Origin of the sequence: Virgibacillus sp. Bac330 (assembly GCF_003667845.1) — a bacterium.
GTDB lineage: Bacteria > Bacillota > Bacilli > Bacillales > Amphibacillaceae > Virgibacillus > Virgibacillus chiguensis.
In genome coordinates this window covers 3,463,283-3,481,922 of record NZ_CP033048.1, presented here as the reverse complement: position 1 = coordinate 3,481,922, position 18,640 = coordinate 3,463,283, and the positions used below count along the sequence as shown (strand labels likewise).

Sequence of the window (18,640 nt, the reverse complement as noted above, 5' to 3'; positions counted from 1 at the left end):
GACTTTGTTTGTATGATTACGTGTATGAAATATTGGTTGTTTGTAGTATACAGCATATGTATACTATAAGCATTTGCTTACACGATAGGGAAGATAATATTTTGAAGTTTATCCAGATTTTAAAATGCTGTAAAACACGCGCTGTTGTTAGCTAACAGCACCCATTAAAGGATCTATTTCTACTGCCTACTTTCTTAGCTTGCCGATTTTGGACACCGTCCATTCATTTTATCATTAGAAAAACTTGGCTTGCCATATGGCGAAAGCCTTTGTTTTTCTTATACTATAAACCAAAAAAATCTAATAGTAAAAAAGATCGCCTTCAATTGCAAGGCGATCTGAAAGGGAAGGTTAGTTATAATTTTTCCAAGTTTACAAATAAATAAACCTATTAGAACAAAGGATCGGGGCGCCCGGTTAGCAACGTCGCGAGTGGAACGAAGCAACGAAAGTTTTAGGAATCATGCTCCTGCAACTGGAGTATACCGGTGCCCTCCGGCAAGCCCGTCTTTAGTCGGCCTTCCTATTTAGAACGAACCGATGATGACTTTAGCTTAGGGCGATTGCGTGAAGTCGCCTAGTTGCTGAGCGCTGGAGCTGGACGTGGCTAAATAACTTAGTAAGTCTATCCACAGCTGCAAAATTTTATAATTTCCTAGACCATAAAAAAGATAATGGTATGTTATGCAAATACAGGTGCCTCCGTAGCGTTGTTTCGAAGCAATAACGCTTCTTCATAAGGGTTCTTTTGTGTAATAACAGTAATGCCAGCTGCATTGGCATGGTCTATTGTAGCAGCTGTTTCCTTTGTTTTTGCCACCCATAAGAGCTTACAGTCTTTATTTACGAGCTGTTCTAACAGGGTAGCTGGTAGTGTAGCTTGTAGAGACCAAGTAGCGTCCACTACTGGAATGTCCGATAATTCTTTATACTGTGGTAAGGGGAAGGTTAGGTTCGTACTTCCCACAACAGCTATATCGAATCCGAACGCTTGTAATTGGAAGACTTTATTTCGGTCTGTTTCATTTGCTGTTTCTAAACCGTAAACGGCAAGGCATTTTTTACGCGCGTTTCCACTGTCTCTTAAAAAAGGAGAATGAAGTAGCCAATGGATAGCCTGTTTTTCATCTATAGGGATGGTTGCTTGTTCCCCTGTAGCCTTTGCTATTGCGTTTTCCAAAGTAATGAGCAGGTCATGAACAGACTCTAAGCCAACCGATAAGCGAATGGTTTCTTCTGTTGTCCCACTTGCGGCTAATTCTTCCGTTGTCAGCTGTTGATGTGTGGTAGATGCTGGGTGAATAATGAGCGATTTAGCATCACCTACATTAGCTACATGCGACCATAATTCAATTTGATCAATTAATTGTCTTCCAACTTCCCTTCCACCTTGAATACCGAACGTAATAATGGAACCAGCAGTACCGTCACGAAAGTATTTTTTTGTTAATGAATAGGAAGGATGATTGGACAAACCAGGATAATTAACCCATTCAATTGCTGGATGATCTGTTAAAAAAGCAGCAATTTTTTGTGCATTGTTCGTATGTTGTTGCATGCGTAAATGTAACGTTTCTAACCCTTGAAGCAACAAAAATGCGCTATGAGGGCTTAAACAAGCTCCAATATCACGAATTAATTGTACACGTAGTTTTGTAGCAAAAGCGGCAGGCCCAACATCAGTAAAGCGCAAGTCGTTGTAACTTGCATCAGGTTGGGTGAAACCTGGGAATTTATCGTGATTCCAATCAAACCTTCCTCCGTCTACAACTACCCCGCCAATCGTTGTTCCGTGACCACCAATCCATTTCGTTGCAGAATGGACAATAATATCCGCTCCCCATGCGAATGGTTTAACGAGGTAAGGGGCAAATGTATTATCTATAATTAAAGGGATATGGTGTGCATGTGCAATTGCTGCAATCGTTTCAATATCAAAAATTTGCAGGCTCGGATTTGTGATTGTTTCCCCAAAAATAGCTTTGGTTTTCTCAGTAATTGCAGCCTCTACTTCAATTGGGTTTGATCCATCTACGAATTTTACATGAATTCCATAACGAGGAAGTATATTAGCAAATAAATTGTATGTTCCACCGTAAAGATTGCTATCGGTAATAATTTCGTCCCCAGCACTTGCTACATTTAAAATAGCGAAAGTGATTGCGGCCATTCCAGAAGATGTAGCTACTGCAGCGACACCATCTTCTAGTTGGGCAATACGTTGTTCAAACGTATCTACAGTTGGATTACCAATTCGGGAGTATATATTTCCAGGTTCTTTTAATCCGAATAAGTTCTGTGCGTGTTCTGTATCGTTAAATACATAAGAAGTCGTTTGGTAAATAGGTACTGCTCTAGCTCCTGTTGCTGAATCGGGTATTTGCCCACCGTGAAGTAATGCAGTTTCTGGATCTTGCGTAAAAAAATGACTCATTGTTTTTCCTCCTTTAATTAAATGTGGAAATGGGCCTTCTGTTCCGTTAAAAGAAACAAGCTTACAAGAATAAATAGTGTGTATTTTGTTTGGTAAAAATTTAGAAGTAAGGTAGATGGCAAGGAAGAAATGAAAACAAAAATAAAGAACCCTCTTCCTAAGAAGAGGGTTCAAATATGCATTCCGTCCTCCTCTTATCTTCCAAACCTTATAATAGGTTTGTAGGATTTAGCACCGTAAAAAGCAAAAATGTTTGCTTTTAGGTTGCCGGGCTTCACAGGGCCTATTCCCTCCGCCACTCATAATAAGAGATGTTATTTAAATTACTGAAAATTATATAAGGTTCAAACGAATTTGTCAACGGTCATTTTATTAAACGGATTAACTGATTGTTTTTAATCAAGCGTTAGTTCGCTTTTTGAAATTGCTTTTTTGTAGGCTTTTGGTAACTAGCTAACAGATAGTTAATCAGTGCTAACCATATGAATAAAAATGCGATGAAGTGAGCAGAAGTGAATGGTTCATTATATAAAAACACTCCTATTAACAACATAAGTGTTGGTGCAAGGTATTGCAAAAAGCCGACTAAGGATAAAGAAATTCGTTTTGCTCCGCTTGCAAATAGTAATAAGGGTATTGCTGTAACTACGCCAGCACCTATTAGTAGCATGTTCGTCGTTGACAGAATGGTGCCCCATTGAAAAGTGCTTTGGGGAAGAAAGCATAAGAATAGAAGAGCAATTGGAGAGATTAACATTGTTTCGATTGTCAGTCCAATCATAGGTCCAATATCTATCTTTTTCTTTAACAAACCGTACAATCCAAAGCTCGTTGCTAGCAATAAAGATATCCAAGGAAATACGCCATAACTTATTGTCAAATAAAGGACGCCAATAGCTGCCATGATAAAGGAAATGGTCTGTCTAAAGGTGAAAGATTCCTTCAGCACAAGGATACCGAGCAAAATACTGATTAAAGGGTTAATATAATATCCTAGACTTGCTTGAATAACATGATCATTGTGCACCGCCCAAATAAATGTCAGCCAATTGAGACTAATAACAGTAGTTGCCATAAAAACGCCTATGAATTTTCGTCTGTTTTGCATTAATGCCTTCCATTCGCGAAGCAATTCATGCCACTTCCCAACACTGAGTACAATAATAATCATAAAAATAGCCGACCATATAATTCGATGTGCCAGCGTTTCGCCAGGTGAAACGGTCTCTAGTAACTTCCAATAAATGGGTAGAACTCCCCATAAAGCATAAGCTCCTAAAGTATGTATGATACCCGTTTTCTCTTGTGTAACGGACATGTTCTCCCTTCTTTCATGTGAAATAATATGGAGGTAAGAGATAAAAAAAGAAAATTCACGTTTACATACTGATGAGATCACTGTGAAGTTAAGCTTCTTTATTACAAAGAATGCATGCTGCTCCCCAGATGGATGTCAATATAATATAGTTATTCTAAATCTCTTTTGTAAGAAAAGCAAGAATAGTAAGTGAAAACAAAAGAGAACGATTTCATTATAGTTCGTATTCCACTAGAATATAAGATGGGCAAAAAGTTTCATTAGATAAACTTGTACTATAAAACAAGGAGGTAATTAGATGAATAAACGAAATCATAAACTGGAAACAGAAGTCATTCATGCAGGTTATGAAGCAGGGGGGTTGTATTTATTAGGAAGGCCGACTGAAGACGGGCTTGCCAGATGGCGCCGGTATACTCCAGTTGCAGAGCATGATTCCTAAAACTTTCGTTGCTTCGTTCCACTCGCGACGTTGCTAACCGGGCGCCCCAAGCCTTTGTTTTACTTTATAAAAAAACGATAGTGTCTTTTCGCCATAGGAATTAGCGACAAGCCAAGTCTTCCGTAGAAAAACATTAAAATGAAGGTTATAAGTAAAACAAGGGCTTTGGTCGTAAAATTTTTGTAAATCTATGTTTTGCTTATACATGAAAAGGGGATTTTTAAATACAATAGATAAAAAATGAATAACATGGTATGCTATAGTATTATGGGAGAGTACAAAAAAATGAAGTAAGGTTCGAGAAAGGGGGAAAGCTATGCAAATAGATCTATTTTCTTATCTGCTAAGCTTTATTTTAATATTAAATATTGCCTTAGGAATTTCTATTATCTTTCTTGAACGAAAAGATCCAACCTCAACTTGGGCTTGGCTAATGGTGTTATTGTTTATCCCAATTGTAGGGTTCATCCTGTATTTGATTTTTGGAAAACCAATTAGCAGAAGGCGTATTTTTACTTGGGATACAAAAAGTAGATTAGGCGTAAAAGCGGCGGTGCAATCGCAGTTGCGTGCGCTTGAAGAAGGAACTTTTGAATTTAAAAACAAAGACATTGCTCAATATGAAGACCTCTATTATTTACACTTACGCAACGACGATGCAATTTTTACCCATAATAATGAAGTGAAGATTTTTACAGATGGTAAGGAGAAATTTGAAGCCTTAATCAATGATTTAGAACAGGCTAGAGATCATATTCATTTGTTGTATTATATTGTTCGTAGTGACCAGCTCGGTCAAAGAATCGCTGATGTGTTAATAAAAAAAGCAAAAGAAGGTCTAGAAGTACGTATGTTGTTTGATGATATGGGGTCACGATCTTTAAGCCGAAAGTATATAAAGAAACTTCTTAATGCCGGTGTAGAAGTAGAAGCATTTTTTCCTCCTAAGATACCTAAAATTAATTTTAAAATAAATTATCGAAATCATCGTAAATTGGCCATTATTGACGGGAAAATAGGATATATTGGTGGCTTTAATATTGGTGATGAATATTTAGGAATGAATAAAAAATTTGGGTACTGGCGTGACACGCATTTGTGTATTTTCGGAGATGCTGTACGCCAAATGCAAACACGTTTTATATTAGATTGGAACCAAGCTTCTCGTAACGACATTTTATATGAAGACCGTTATTATAGTGCTAACCCAGTCGGTAATGTTGGTGTACAAATTGTCTCCAGTGGGCCTGATTCGGATTGGGAGCAAATAAAAAATGGCTACATTAAAATGATCATGACTGCAAAAGACTATGTTTATATTCAAACGCCGTATTTTATTCCTGATGAAAGCTTACGTGATGCACTGCGAATTGCTTCATTGTCTGGGGTCAATGTTCGAATTATGATTCCTAATAAACCAGATCATCCTTTCGTATATTGGGCAACATTATCACATATAGGAGACCTTTTAGAAGCAGGTGCAGAAATATTTATTTATCAAAATGGCTTTCTACATGCGAAAACCATCGTAGTAGATGGTAAAATCGCTTCAGTTGGCACAGCGAACATTGATGTTCGTAGCTTCCGCTTAAATTTTGAAGTGAACGCTTTTTTATATGATCATGATTTGACGCAACAATTAGTATCGAAATTTGAAGAAGACATGTTGCTATCGACACAAATGACAGAAGGTTTATACCGTCAACGGTCGTTAGGAATTCGATTTAAAGAGTCTGTTTCACGACTTCTTTCGCCAGTATTATAAAGCAGGCCTTTCATCTGTAGAATCGCTAATTGTTTGTAGCCCAATGATACGGAACCCAAAGGTCTTTTACGAAAAAAGGATTTCGTGCTGTTATCTTGTACGAAGTCTTGTCCAGCTCCATATTTCAATTTTTGAAGCGAGTCAGCACCCTAAGTATCGGATAAATGATAAGAAGGAGGGGTAAAGTGGAAAAAAGAACTTGTACACATTCTTTGGCAGTCAAAACATCGTATGTGTTGCCACCAGATACGAATACGTATGGTACGTTATTTGGCGGTAAGCTCATGGCTTATATGGATGATGTTGCTGCTATAGCTGCATCACGACATGCCCGTATGCCCGTTGTTACAGCTTCTACCGATTCGGTTGACTTTTTAGCGCCAGTAAAAGAAGGACATTCTATCTGTGTGGAAGCTTTCGTTACCTGGACGCACAACACGTCGATGGAAGTGTTTGTGAAAGCAGTAACGGAAGATTTACGAACGGGACAGCGGCAGGTTTGTTCAACTGCTTTTTTAACATTTGTAGCAATAGACGAAGCAGGAAAACCTAAACCTGTGCCAAGTGTTGTTCCAGAGTCGGAACATGAACAGAAATTGCATGCATCAGCAGCAGATCGGGCCAAACATAGAAAAGAGCGGAGAAAGCAGGCAAAGGAGTTTGCTGAAATTTTTGGCACAGATTACCCATGGAATCGAACGAGAAATTAATGTAAAATAATACAATAACGCAAATGGAAGACCCTTTGGGTGGAAAAGGTTTTTTACAACTCTTTGGCTTGGTTAGGCGGAAGTATTTCATGAAAGATTTGTTTTTGGTGACTGTAATGCGATGTACAACCTTATATGTAAAATGGAATCTTTTTCAAAGACGTCCGCCTGCTAAGTCAGGCTGTTTTAATTTGCGCAGTAACCAATAATAAGGAGAGATTAGCTATATTGTCAAAAAGAGTTGGCGATAAGCGCCATTTTTCTAAAGGGGAGATGCATAGGGGAATATTTCAATTTATTTAAAAAGTTTGTTGTTTTATGATGTGTTGAAATGACATCATAAACAAGAGGAGGAATATTAATCGTGTTATTTTTGGAAAACTTGATTAGTGATGTAAACGACGTTTTATGGTGGGTTTTAATTGTTGTATTACTTGGATTAGGCTTATGGTTTACAATAAAAACAGGCTTTGTGCAATTTAGATACTTACCTGAGATGTTCCGGGTGATTGCAGATAAACGAACCATTAGTGCTGCAGGTAAAAAAGGGACTTCTTCATTTCAGGCTTTTGCCATTAGCGCGGCATCTAGAGTGGGAACTGGGAACATGGCTGGTGTAGCAGCAGCTATAGCAGCTGGAGGTCCGGGAGCAGTTTTATGGATGTGGATTATCGCCTTACTTGGTTCAGCTTCTGGTTTTGTCGAAAGTACATTAGCGCAAGTATATAAAGTTCCTCATGAAAATCAATATCGCGGTGGACCTGCATACTATATGGAAAAAGGATTAAAAAGTCGCTGGCTTGCAGTATTATTTGCGATTACAATAACGTTTACGTACGGATTGGTGTTTAACTCTGTTCAATCCAATACAATTAGTTTGGCGTTTGAAAATCAATTTGCCATCGATAGTAAAGTTATTGCCATTATTTTATTTGTTTTTACTGCAGTAGTTATTTTTGGTGGATTAAAGAGCATTGCCAATGTAACGCAAATTATTGTACCCGTAATGGCTATTTTATATATTTTATTAGCTATTATTATTTTAATTACAAATATTACTGCAATCCCAGATATGATTACGTATATCGTTTCCAATGCTTTTGGAATTCGTGAAGTAGCTGGTGGTGGTTTTGGTGCAGCTATTATGATGGGGATTAAACGTGGTTTGTTCTCTAATGAGGCAGGTATGGGTAGCGCCCCAAATGCTGCAGCGACTGCTGAAGTTACTCACCCTGCTAAGCAAGGGCTTATTCAAGCATTAGGTGTATTTTTTGATACGATTTTAATTTGTAGTGCCACTGCGTTTGTTATTATTACAGCAGGTGGTTTTGAAGGAAGTAAGGCTGACGGTATACAGTTGACGCAAAATGCGTTCACCTTCCATATAGGAGATTGGGCTGGCGGTTTTATTGCCATAGCTATTCTATTGTTCGCTTATAGTTCCATTTTAGGGAATTATTACTATGGTGAAACAAATATAACGTACATCCGGGATAGTAAGGTAGGTTTATTTTTATACCGAATCGGAGCGCTATTAATGGTGGCTTTTGGTGCAATTGCTTCGTTTGACTTTGTTTGGTCATTAGCTGATTTAACAATGGCAATTATGGCTTTAATTAACTTGTATGCGATCGCCCGATTGTTTAAAATTGCTAACCAAGTGCTTCAAGATTATCGTAGACAACGGAAAGCAGGAAAAGATCCTGTCTTTTACCGCGATGTGTTAGATAATCAAGAAGGTATTGAATATTGGGATCGAGAGGAAGCCGAGCATTCTAAATAAATACAAAAAACAAGAGCGCGTTCTATGAATAGAGGCGCTCTTGTTCATGCGTCATTATTCGAAAAATAGATCTTTGCTTAACATTCCGTACTTGTCTGATCATCGGAAACATGTTCTTCTGCCCACTTTTGAATTTCTTTAATGACTGGTGCGAGTGCTTTTCCTTTCTCGGATAAAGAATATTCAATGCGAACAGGGAATTCTGAGTAGACATCTCTTGTAACAATACCTTCTTTTTCTAACATTTTTAGTCGATCTGAAAGTAAACGCCCACTTATTGGTAAATCAGCTTCCATTTCCGAAAATCGCTTCGTACCTTTAAGTAAATCAAACAGAATGAGTCCTACCCATCTTGTGCTTATTAAGCCCATTGCTTTTTCAAAGCGCGGGCATAGATTCGTATCCATAGATTCATCACCTCAATTGGTATCCATTCCAATAGATAAACAGTTATTACGAAAAGTAACTTGTTTCTAGGGTATCATATTTTAGATGTTGCGTAAAGTTTGCTAAGAAGCACGTTTGTGTTAAGTTTTTCTCTACATAAGCATAGCCCAAATATCTACCTAACCCATTTACGTCCACTTTTACTGTTTTAAAAGATAAATACATAGCTAGTGATCGCTGCTGCGGGTCATCCCATTGGGCTTTCCCATCGAAGTCTTCGTGTTTTTCCTACGCTAACATGTTATTTTTTTTGAATAGCAATAGGCTCTCATATCCCTCCTCGTGAAATATTTTACACATACAAGAAGCACTTTCTCTTTGTAAATGTTCGACTTTGGTATTTTCATTGTATTTGTGGAATAATAAAGGATATACACTAATTATTTTTTGGAGGTTAACAATGGTTACTGAACAAGTACAAAAAAAATATGCTACATTAGCACTTCGTACAGGTGTTAATTTACAAAAAGGGCAAGCTTTAATGATTAATGCACCAATAGAAGGAGCGGACTTCACAAAAATTGTAGTCCGCAAAGCTTATGAAATGGGAGCGAAAAACGTACATATTAATTGGGTAGACGACGAACTGACGCGGCTTAAGTTCGAATATGCTCCCGACGAAGTCATTGCCCATTTCCCAGAATGGAGAGTCATGCTTCATGAAAGTTTTGCTGAGGATGGAGCAGCAGTTTTAAACATTCGTTCAACGAATCCAGACTTATTACAAGGAATTGACTCAGCTAAAGTGGCAAAAGCAAATAAAGCAGGCGCAGAAGCTATGAAAAATTTTCGCAAATATACAATGAATGATAAGATTGCGTGGTCCATTATTTCGATCCCTACAGGGGACTGGGCGCAAAAGATTTTTCCTAATAAATCAAGAGCAGCTGCTATAGAGAGCCTTTGGGAGGCGATTGTGAAAATTGTTCGTGTAGATATGGATGATCCTATAGCTGCTTGGGAGGAGCATAATGCTTCTTTACGTGTGGCAAGAGAGGTTTTAAACGATAAAAACTATAAGAAGCTTATTTTTAAAGCACCAGGTACAAATTTGGAAATGGAGCTACCAGAAGGGCATATCTGGAAAGGCGGCTCTGCCCAAACGGAGGGTGGTATAACGTTTAATCCGAATATGCCAACAGAAGAAGTGTTTAGCTTGCCGCATAAATATCGCGTGAACGGTACTGTTTCAAGTACGAAGCCGTTGAATTATGGCGGAAGCTTAATTGATCGATTCAAATTAACATTTAAAGATGGAGAAGTTGTTGATTTTACCGCTGAACAAGGTCAAGATACATTAGAGCATTTACTAAATGTTGACGAAGGCTCTAAACGTCTTGGTGAAGTGGCTCTTGTTCCTCATGAATCACCAGTATCACAGTCTGGGCTCATTTTTTACAATACGTTATTTGATGAAAATGCTTCTTGTCATATTGCATTAGGAAAAGCTTATCCAACGAACTTGGAAGGCGGAGCGCAAATGAATGAGGAGGAATTAGATCAACATGGCGTTAACGATAGCTTAAGTCACGTTGACTTTATGATTGGTTCGGATCAACTTGATATTGATGGCGTATTTGCCGATGGCACAACTGAGCCGGTGTTTCGGAACGGGACATGGGCGTGGAAAAAGAAGTAATAAACGGATTGCTTGTTGGGGAATAAGCAATAAAGCAAAACATCCATCTCGAGTGCGTAACTCGAGATGGATGTTTTGGTTTACACTATAGGAAAGTATAAAAGTTTAAAGATTTATCGTATAAGCAAAGCGACAGCGTTTTTCCGCCATATGTCTTATTGCCCTACGATAAGTCATCATCGGTTCGTTTCCTCATCGTAATCTCTTTCCGTTGAATCGTTCCATTCGCTACGTTGCTAAACGGGCTCTTGCGTCTATGCTCCCCAGCATCACTTTACCATATTGGCGGTAGCTTTAGGCCATGCCTATGGATTACTAACCATTTGGGAGGAGATGGGGGACTGCTCGCTGATTAAGATGCGCTTTATAAATGACCGTGCTTCGTTAAAACAGCCTTGATTTTTGTATACCCAAATGTGTCTGGTAAAGAATCTTTTAATGGTTTTAGTTTTGGTTCGTCCAATTGTTCGCGAGCAGCTAAAACGGCTTCTTCTTCCTGTGAGGTGAAAAATATTTCCCAAGCGATGGGATATCCGTCTTTAAAGGCTTTAAATAAATGGTTTTCGATGGTTTGTACAGATAGCTCGCGCATAGTAGCGATGTCTTGAATTGCTTTTCCCGACCGAAATAGCTGATAACTTATGATGTGACTTGGCTTGTCTTCCTGTTTAGGATTTGATTTTTTTATAGGTCTTGATTCTTGAATAGGAATTACTTTTTGAACATAAGGGTGTTCTTCGCGCCATTTTTGAATAACGGTTAGAAACGCTTCTCCATACTGGTCAAACTTTCTTTCGCCAACTCCTTTAATCAGTAACATTTCTTCTTTAGTAGTTGGAAAATACCTACTTAAATCTTTTAGTGTTGCATCGGAAAACAGAATGTAAGGTGGCACGTTTTGTTCTTCCGCTAGCTGCTTTCTTAATTGTCGTAGTGAAGTGAATAAATCTTCATGATAATCTGCTACGTCATTTGTTGGCATAGGAGCAGTAAACATCCAAACGGTTTTTTTCCCTTTTAATATATCAACGGATTGTTGGTTCAACTTTAGTGTTGGAAATTTCCCTTCTTCGGTTGCTAGCAATTGTTCAGCAATTAAAAACTGGATCCATTCAGTCAGTTCTTTTTCGGTATAGGCGGACAGGATACCGTATGTAGATAAAGTATGTAGGCGGAATTGCCTGATTTTCCTATCTTTAGACCCTTTTAACACTTTAGCTGTCATACCTACGCCAAATTTTTCGCCCATTCGTTTTACGCAGGAGAGGATTTTTTGTGCCTCTTCTGTCATATCCACTTTTTCTTGTCGTTTTACACAATTGCTACAGCGCCCGCATCTTTTTTTCAATGAAGCGTGAAAATAACCTAAAATATATTCAGTTAAGCAACTATGTGTATGACAGTAATTAATCATTGCTTGTAACTTACGGTATTCTGCTTGCTTCACAGTGTCTTCCATATTAGATTGTTCAATTAAAAATTTTTGTAGTTGAATATCCTGCGGAGAAAATAACAGGATACAATCACTTTTCTCCCCATCTCTGCCAGCTCTACCAGCTTCTTGGTAATACGATTCAATATTCATTGGCATGGCGTAATGAATCACAAAGCGAACGTTAGATTTATCAATTCCCATACCGAACGCATTCGTTGCTACCATAAGTTGTTTTTCATCATGAATAAAGGCAGCTTGGGCTCTTTTTCTATCCATTTCTGATAATCCTGCATGATACTTTGCCACAGAATACCCTTGAGCTTCAAGCTGATCACAGAGAGAATCCGTTTGTTTTCTTGTAGCTGCATAAATAATCCCAGATTCTTCTTTCCGTTCTTGTAAGAAAGATTGAATGTAAGTGCGCTTATCTCTTCCTTTAATGACATGAAAAGCTAGATTTTCTCTTTCAAAACCTGTGTTAACAACATTTTTAATATGTAGTTGCTGCTGAATATCTTCAATTACTTCTGTAGTGGCTGTTGCTGTTAGAGCCATCATCACAGGTCTTTTTGGTAACTGTTGTAATTGGGGAATAATGGAGCGATAGCTAGGTCGAAAATCATGCCCCCATTGAGATATACAGTGTGCTTCGTCAAAAGCAATTAAGGATATGCGTATGCGGTGCAATACACGCATAAAAAAGCTAGATTCAAATCGTTCTGGAGCTACATAGACAAACTTGTATCTTCCTAACGACATGTCCTGTAGACGCGTTTGCTGCTGTTCTGGAGATAAGGAACTATTGATATATGTAGCCGCAACCCCTAAAGCTTGTAAAGCATCCACTTGATCCTTCATTAAAGAAATAAGAGGGGAGATAATAATTGCTGTTCCCTCTAAGGCTAGTCCAGGTATTTGATAACATAACGACTTTCCGCCTCCTGTAGGCATAACAGCAAGAATGTTGTTTCCATTTATGATAAAGTCAATAGTTTCCTTTTGACCTGGTCGAAATTGTTGGTAACCAAAATAGGTTTGTAATAGTTTCTCTTCACGTAAACCCAATGTCATGTTCCTCCTTTACCCCATCCATCTTAACATATTTTACAGTTTACGTTACCAAGGCTGAAGAAAAAATAAAAGTGGTTCTAATCATAAAAGCTAAATAATTAAAACCACTTTTTTATTTCCCTCATAGACTAATATAAAAATTTTTCATTCAAACAGACGCTTCACGCTTTTGTATTTTGGATAGAACCCAACCAATGAACCCGCCGATGATTGCAGGAAGCAACCAACCTAATCCGATATTAGAAAACGGAAGCATAGCCATATATTCCGAGAAAAATGACATTTTTACTCCTAATTCTAGTATTCCGTCATACAAGCTGACGATAGCAGTAAAGAGGATGGCTCCTCGATAAACAGCTTGCTTATTTTTAAACAGTGGCTGCAAAAAGGTAAGTAGAATAAGCACAATAGCAATTGGATATAAGAAAACAAGTACTGGTACAGAAAAACGAATGATTGTATTTAGTCCTTGGTTGGCTATGAGATAACTTGCGAATGTAATAATGACCGCAAGCCACTTATAAGGTACTGGACTGATTTTTGCGAAAAATTGCGAAGCGGCTACAACGAGTCCTACAGATGTTGTAAAACAGGCTAATGTTACGATAATTCCTAGTAACAAGGTACCTGACGTGTTAAATATTTGCGTAGCTGCTTCTGACAATATCTCGCCGCCATTTACAAACGAGCTACCATTCGGCATTCTCGCACTAATCCAACCGAGAGAAGTGTAAACAATAGCTAGTCCAATTCCTGCTATTGTTCCGGATTTTAACGTTGCTTTTATAATATCTGCTTTTGTGGATAATCCACGCTCTTTAAAAGTTTGCACAACAATAATACCAAAGGCTAATGCAGCGATTGCATCCATTGTTAAATATCCTTCAACAAAACCTGTAAAAAATGGATTTTGGGCATAATCACCAGAAGCTGTTGGTAGTGGTTGATCAAATAAAATAAGTCCTCCAATGACTAGCGCTGCAATGGAAAGCAATAGGATTGGCGTTAGTAGCTGGCCGATGCGATCCACCATTTTGGACGGGTTTAAGCTGACGAAAAGAACAGCTAAGAAGAATATGCTCGTAAATAGCAATAAAGCTGCGGAAGAAGTATTTTGTAATAGCGGTTCAACGCTCATTTCATAACCAACAGTCGCCGCTCTTGGTATGCCAAAAAATGGTCCGATTGCTAAATAAACAAGACAGGTGAAAATAAGTCCAAACAAAGGATGAACATGATTTCCAAGTTCTCTAGCATCATTTTTTACATAAGAAATTGCTGTAACTGCTAAAATTGGTATGCCAATGCCAGTAATGATAAATCCGATAATAGCTGGAAAAAAAGACGAGCCTGAAGAAACTCCTAAAATAGGAGGATAGATTAAGTTACCAGCGCCGAAAAACAAAGCAAATAGCATAAAACCAATAATAAATGTATCACGTTTCATGATTGTTCCCTCCGTATGAAAAGGCAATGCTTTTCCAAGATGATTAACAAGTGTTGTATTTCAACTATTTAAAAAGTGTGAATTTTTAAAGTTAACAATAAAAAATAATAACTTTTACAACTAGTTAATAAGCCGATTTTTTTAGAGAATTAGAATTAACAGATAATAATAAATAGAAAAGCTCATTCATGTTTTCTAAGTAAATTGGCCTTATAATCTGAAAATTTTGCCTTTTAATGTCGTTTTTTTGAAAATAGTACAAAGCAGTCATTATAGTAACAGGTAATTGTTTTCTATGTCAATAAAACAGTATAAAACCTTGTCTTATCCTCACACCCCTATGATGAAAGCCTTCGTTTTATGCTTATTTTAACTTGAAACTTTTAATGCTCAACCCCATGAAAATGAAGGAGTAACTATGGAAGTAGTAAATTTATACATACTTCTTTCATACAAAAAATGTAAAAGAAAAAAAGTTTGCAATAATTTATTTTAAATCTTATTTGATAAAAATTGTTTACATTATTGCTTTTCACCTTTAAAATGTTTTTATCTTGTGTTTAACTTATAACGTAGGTTCCACGAAAGATAGGTATCTTCTTTATACTATTAGGAAAATATAATAGTTTACAGGTTTATAGTAGAAGCAAAACGCTAGCTTCACAAGCCAAGTTTTTCTGATGCTATGATGGTTTATCTAGAATGAGTTTAGTTCTAACCGTTTCTTTAAAGGAAATGAATTTACAAATCAATTTTAAAGCAGTTTATTCTTCTGCTCCTTCAATTTGAACAGTATTTATTATAGTCATTACAATTGGAGGGGCAGTTCTATACCTCCAAGAAAAGGAGTCATACCAATTTTATTTTAACCGAGGAGGTATAACATGGTACCATCTTTACTATTTGAAATCATGCTAATCGGTCTTTTAGGGATCGGATCACAATGGGTCGCTTGGCGTTATCGAATGCCTGCGATTGTCGTTATGTCCATAACAGGGTTGTTGGCAGGCCCTATATTTGGTTTTTTGAATCCTGAAGAAGACTTTGGCAGTTTATATAGTCCGATTATTTCTGTAGCTGTAGCCATTATTTTATTTGAAGGAAGCTTAAATTTAAGTTTTAAAGAATTACGAGGGCTAGGTAAACCAGTCTTTCGTATTTCAACGGTCGGTGCATTTATCGCCTGGATTCTGGGCTCGTTAACAGCACACTATATTGCAGGACTCTCATGGGCAGTAGCTTTTGTAATTGGTGGTTTGTTTATCGTTACTGGTCCAACGGTTATTATGCCGCTTTTACGCCAATCGAAGTTAAAAGCACGACCTGCAAAAATTTTAAAATGGGAAGGGATTATTGTCGATCCAATCGGCGCTTTGCTTGCCGTATTCGCTTTTGAAATTATTACCTTCCTAACTGCATCAGAGCCTGATGTAGCTCAACTCCTTCTATTCTTTGCCGCCTCTATCTTTGCTGCGATTTTTGGTTGGGCTTGTGGAAGGGGTATTGGCTGGATGTTTGAAACCGGTCATATACCAGAATTTTTAAAGTCACCCGCTGTCGTCATTGTCGTTATTATGTGTTTTACAGTAGCTGATGAAATTGTCCATGAAACAGGGTTATTATCTGTTACCGCGATGGGGATAACACTGGCGAATATGGGGATTAGCTCGATTTCTGATATGCGTCACTTCAAGGAGAATATATCGATTCTGCTTATTTCAACGATCTTCATTATGTTAACAGCTTCTTTGCAATTAGAAACGCTGTTGCACATATTTAGCCCAAATATCATCGGCTATGTTCTGCTTATGATGTTTCTTGTCCGACCATTATCGATTTTTCTTTCCACAATAGGAACGAGCTTAACGTTTAATGAAAAAGCGCTCGTTGGTTGGATTGCTCCAAGAGGGATAGTAGCATTAACAGTGTCTGGTTATTTTGCTGGTGTTTTATCAGAACAAGGATATGAAGATGCGCAAATCTTAACGACGTTAACCTTTGGTCTTGTGTTCTTTACCGTTGTGGCGCACGGATTTTCTATTGGCTGGTTGTCGAAAAAACTACATTTGTCCATGGAAGGAAGACCAGGAGCAATGATTGTTGGGGCAAATCGATTTACGGTGGAACTAGCTAAATCTCTTTCAAAAGCAGATTTTCCAGTTATTATTGTAGACTCTTCATGGGAGAAGTTAAGACCTGTAAGAGAAGCAGGAATTAACTTTTATCATGGTAATATCCTATCTGAACAAACAGAATATAATTTAGATACGATTCCATATGAATATTTACTAGCAGCAACAGATGATCATGCTTTTAATTCATTAGTATGTACGACATTTATGCCAGAGTATGGAAGGACAAATGTGTTTAAAATTAGTCCATTCGACCAATTTAGTGGTGATTCTGTTAATGTTGTGTCAAGAGTGGGCGGAAGAATATTGTTTGATAAGAAATTTACAATGGAAGACCTGCTTGATAAATTAGATCATCATTATGTATTTAGACAGACAACGTTAACTAGTCAATATAATTACAAGCAATATTTAGCCGATAAAGATGATGCAACAGTGTTCCTATATCTAATCAAACCTTCTGGGCAACTAAAGTTCTATTCTGAAGAAATGAGGACGGTGCCTGCTGTAGGAGACCGGATTGTTAGCTTAACCCCACCAAATAAAGAAAAAGCAAAAATACAAGCAAAGCTGGAAACACAGCGCAATGGTCAACCCAAAGAAAACAGGTAATCAAATACTCGAAGGCTTTAAAAAGTGAGAACGAACTACTCATGTGCCAAGCAAGTAATGATATCTGAAAACATATTCTAAAGAAAACGATAGCTTGTCGCCTATGAACGGCGAGTGTTATCGTTTTTCTTATTTGCACAATAGGAGAGTATAGATTCTTAAGAGTTTATAGTATAAAAAACACAGCTATCGTCACAAAGACTTTGATGATAGCTGCGTTTTTAAAAAATTACATCTATTGCATAAACCGTATACAAAGTTTGCCGTTATCTATTAAATGCGTCCAACTGTCGATGTACTTCGGCAATTTCTCCTTCTAAACGAATTAATTGTTCCTCGGCAGAAGATACTCTGCCACGCACATACTCTAGTTTATCTAAATCCCCTTGAATTCGCACATAGTCCGATTTTAATTCATCCAGCTTATCTTGTAATTGTTTTTCATTCATTTCCCTATCCCTCCTTACTATGAGTGTAACGAAAAAAGCCTTTACAAAACAGTATAAACTATGTATCGTTTAAAAAAAGCAAAGGGGGAGGCAAGGTGAAAGTCCAGTTCGCAAAATCAGTAGAGGCTTATGTAGAATTAGTGGAGAAGAAACTTTTAAAAAAAGAAGCATGCAATAATTTAATCCTTGGTATATTAGAGCGTCTAAAACAGAATAATGAAGGTGCCTATTATTTAGGGTGGGTAGAAAAGGATAAAGAGCTTCTTTTTCCTTTTATGCAAACAGCCCCAAATAATTGGGTGCTCCCAGATTTGGGGCAATTTGTTGGAGAAGAGGTGATCCGTGTTGCTGTAAAGCAGATTTGGGATCAAGGTATGGAAGTGCCAGGGGTGATAGGACCAGAACAGTACGCTACTATTTTTGCAAAAGAATGGGAAGATATTACAGGTAATCAACCCGTAGTTCATATGCAAGAGTGGATTTACCAGTTAGATGCGGTTAATCAAGTGCAGCAGGATGGTGAATTGGTAATCGCTCAAGAGAAAGATTTGTCATTACTAATTCATTGGTTACAACAATTTGGAGAGGAAGCTGGTGAGAAAATTACAGAAAAACAGGCAGAAGCAATTGCACGACGTAATATAAATCAACATTCCGCTTTCTTATGGCAAGTCGGAAAACATTACGTATCCATGGCAAACCGATCAAGAACAACAAAGAACGGAGCCACAATTAATGCTGTGTTTACTCCAGATCAACATAAAGAAAAAGGGTATGCTACCAGTTTAGTTGCCGCATTGAGTCAACAATTACTTGATAGTGGCTATCAGTTTTGTAGCTTATACACCGATACATCCAACCCTATCTCCAATCATGTATATCAAAAAATTGGTTATTATAAAGTTGGCTCCGCAATCGTTTATAGTTTTTGAAATGGGATAAATTTGTAAAGTCGC

At 37.6% G+C, this 18,640-nt stretch carries 13 protein-coding genes and 1 riboswitch; of the genes, 7 read left to right on the top strand and 6 right to left on the bottom strand.

The genetic code is table 11. The features are described from left to right. Positions 1–682 precede the first annotated feature (682 nt). Together D9780_RS16190 and rarD are read right to left on the bottom strand one after the other, a co-directional pair. Positions 683–2,434, bottom strand: a complete 1,752-nt coding sequence (locus D9780_RS16190) for an O-acetylhomoserine aminocarboxypropyltransferase/cysteine synthase family protein (protein ID WP_121640806.1) — start codon at positions 2,432–2,434, stop codon at positions 683–685. A 191-nt stretch (positions 2,435–2,625) separates the two neighbouring features. Beyond that, a riboswitch (SAM riboswitch) is annotated at positions 2,626–2,745 on the bottom strand. Between the two features lie 95 nt (positions 2,746–2,840). Further along, positions 2,841–3,752 (bottom strand): EamA family transporter RarD, encoded by a 912-nt coding sequence (rarD, locus tag D9780_RS16185; protein WP_073006894.1) that lies wholly within the window; start codon positions 3,750–3,752, stop codon positions 2,841–2,843. 298 nt (positions 3,753–4,050) lie between these two features. Between rarD and D9780_RS21215 the strand changes: the two genes are divergently transcribed. The 4 genes from D9780_RS21215 to D9780_RS16170 all read left to right on the top strand — a co-directional run bounded on the left by D9780_RS21215 (position 4,051) and on the right by D9780_RS16170 (position 8,452). Further along, a complete protein-coding gene (locus D9780_RS21215) occupies positions 4,051–4,194 on the top strand; it encodes a hypothetical protein (protein WP_162985907.1) in 144 nt (47 codons plus the stop codon). 322 nt (positions 4,195–4,516) lie between these two features. Further along, positions 4,517–5,959, top strand: a complete 1,443-nt coding sequence (gene cls, locus D9780_RS16180) for a cardiolipin synthase (protein ID WP_205601137.1) — start codon at positions 4,517–4,519, stop codon at positions 5,957–5,959. A gap of 185 nt (positions 5,960–6,144) precedes the next feature. Then, a complete protein-coding gene (locus tag D9780_RS16175; RefSeq protein ID WP_205601094.1) occupies positions 6,145–6,669 on the top strand; it encodes an acyl-CoA thioesterase in 525 nt (174 codons plus the stop codon). Positions 6,670–7,033: 364 nt separating this feature from the next. Then, a complete protein-coding gene (locus tag D9780_RS16170; protein ID WP_121640803.1) occupies positions 7,034–8,452 on the top strand; it encodes an alanine/glycine:cation symporter family protein in 1,419 nt (472 codons plus the stop codon). A gap of 77 nt (positions 8,453–8,529) precedes the next feature. On the opposite strand, the gene D9780_RS16165 is transcribed toward D9780_RS16170, so the two are convergent. Beyond that, on the bottom strand, positions 8,530–8,859 hold the full coding sequence (locus tag D9780_RS16165) for a winged helix-turn-helix transcriptional regulator (protein WP_073006901.1): 330 nt from the start codon (positions 8,857–8,859) through the stop codon (positions 8,530–8,532). Positions 8,860–9,299: 440 nt separating this feature from the next. Between D9780_RS16165 and D9780_RS16160 the strand changes: the two genes are divergently transcribed. After that, positions 9,300–10,538 carry an aminopeptidase gene (locus D9780_RS16160; protein WP_073006903.1) on the top strand — a complete coding sequence of 413 codons (1,239 nt, stop codon included), beginning with the start codon at positions 9,300–9,302 and terminating at the stop codon, positions 10,536–10,538. 364 nt (positions 10,539–10,902) lie between these two features. Here D9780_RS16160 and recQ read toward each other — a convergent pair whose 3' ends face one another. Both recQ and brnQ read right to left on the bottom strand, forming a co-directional pair. Beyond that, entirely contained in the window at positions 10,903–13,038 is a 2,136-nt protein-coding gene (recQ, locus tag D9780_RS16155; RefSeq protein ID WP_121640802.1) for a DNA helicase RecQ, read from the bottom strand. Positions 13,039–13,192: 154 nt separating this feature from the next. Next, on the bottom strand, positions 13,193–14,491 hold the full coding sequence (gene brnQ / locus D9780_RS16150; RefSeq protein ID WP_121640801.1) for a branched-chain amino acid transport system II carrier protein: 1,299 nt from the start codon (positions 14,489–14,491) through the stop codon (positions 13,193–13,195). Between the two features lie 884 nt (positions 14,492–15,375). On the opposite strand from brnQ, the gene D9780_RS16145 reads away from it, so the two are divergent. Further along, positions 15,376–17,235, top strand: coding sequence for a cation:proton antiporter (locus D9780_RS16145; RefSeq protein ID WP_121640800.1), 1,860 nt, complete (start codon positions 15,376–15,378; stop codon positions 17,233–17,235). 266 nt (positions 17,236–17,501) lie between these two features. Here the strand turns inward: D9780_RS16145 and D9780_RS16140 are convergent, their stop codons facing one another. After that, positions 17,502–17,684: an SE1832 family protein gene (locus D9780_RS16140; RefSeq protein ID WP_073006917.1), complete on the bottom strand. Its 183-nt coding sequence runs from the start codon at positions 17,682–17,684 to the stop codon at positions 17,502–17,504. A gap of 95 nt (positions 17,685–17,779) precedes the next feature. On the opposite strand from D9780_RS16140, the gene D9780_RS16135 reads away from it, so the two are divergent. Beyond that, positions 17,780–18,616: a GNAT family N-acetyltransferase gene (locus tag D9780_RS16135; protein ID WP_121640799.1), complete on the top strand. Its 837-nt coding sequence runs from the start codon at positions 17,780–17,782 to the stop codon at positions 18,614–18,616. Positions 18,617–18,640: the final 24 nt, after the last annotated feature.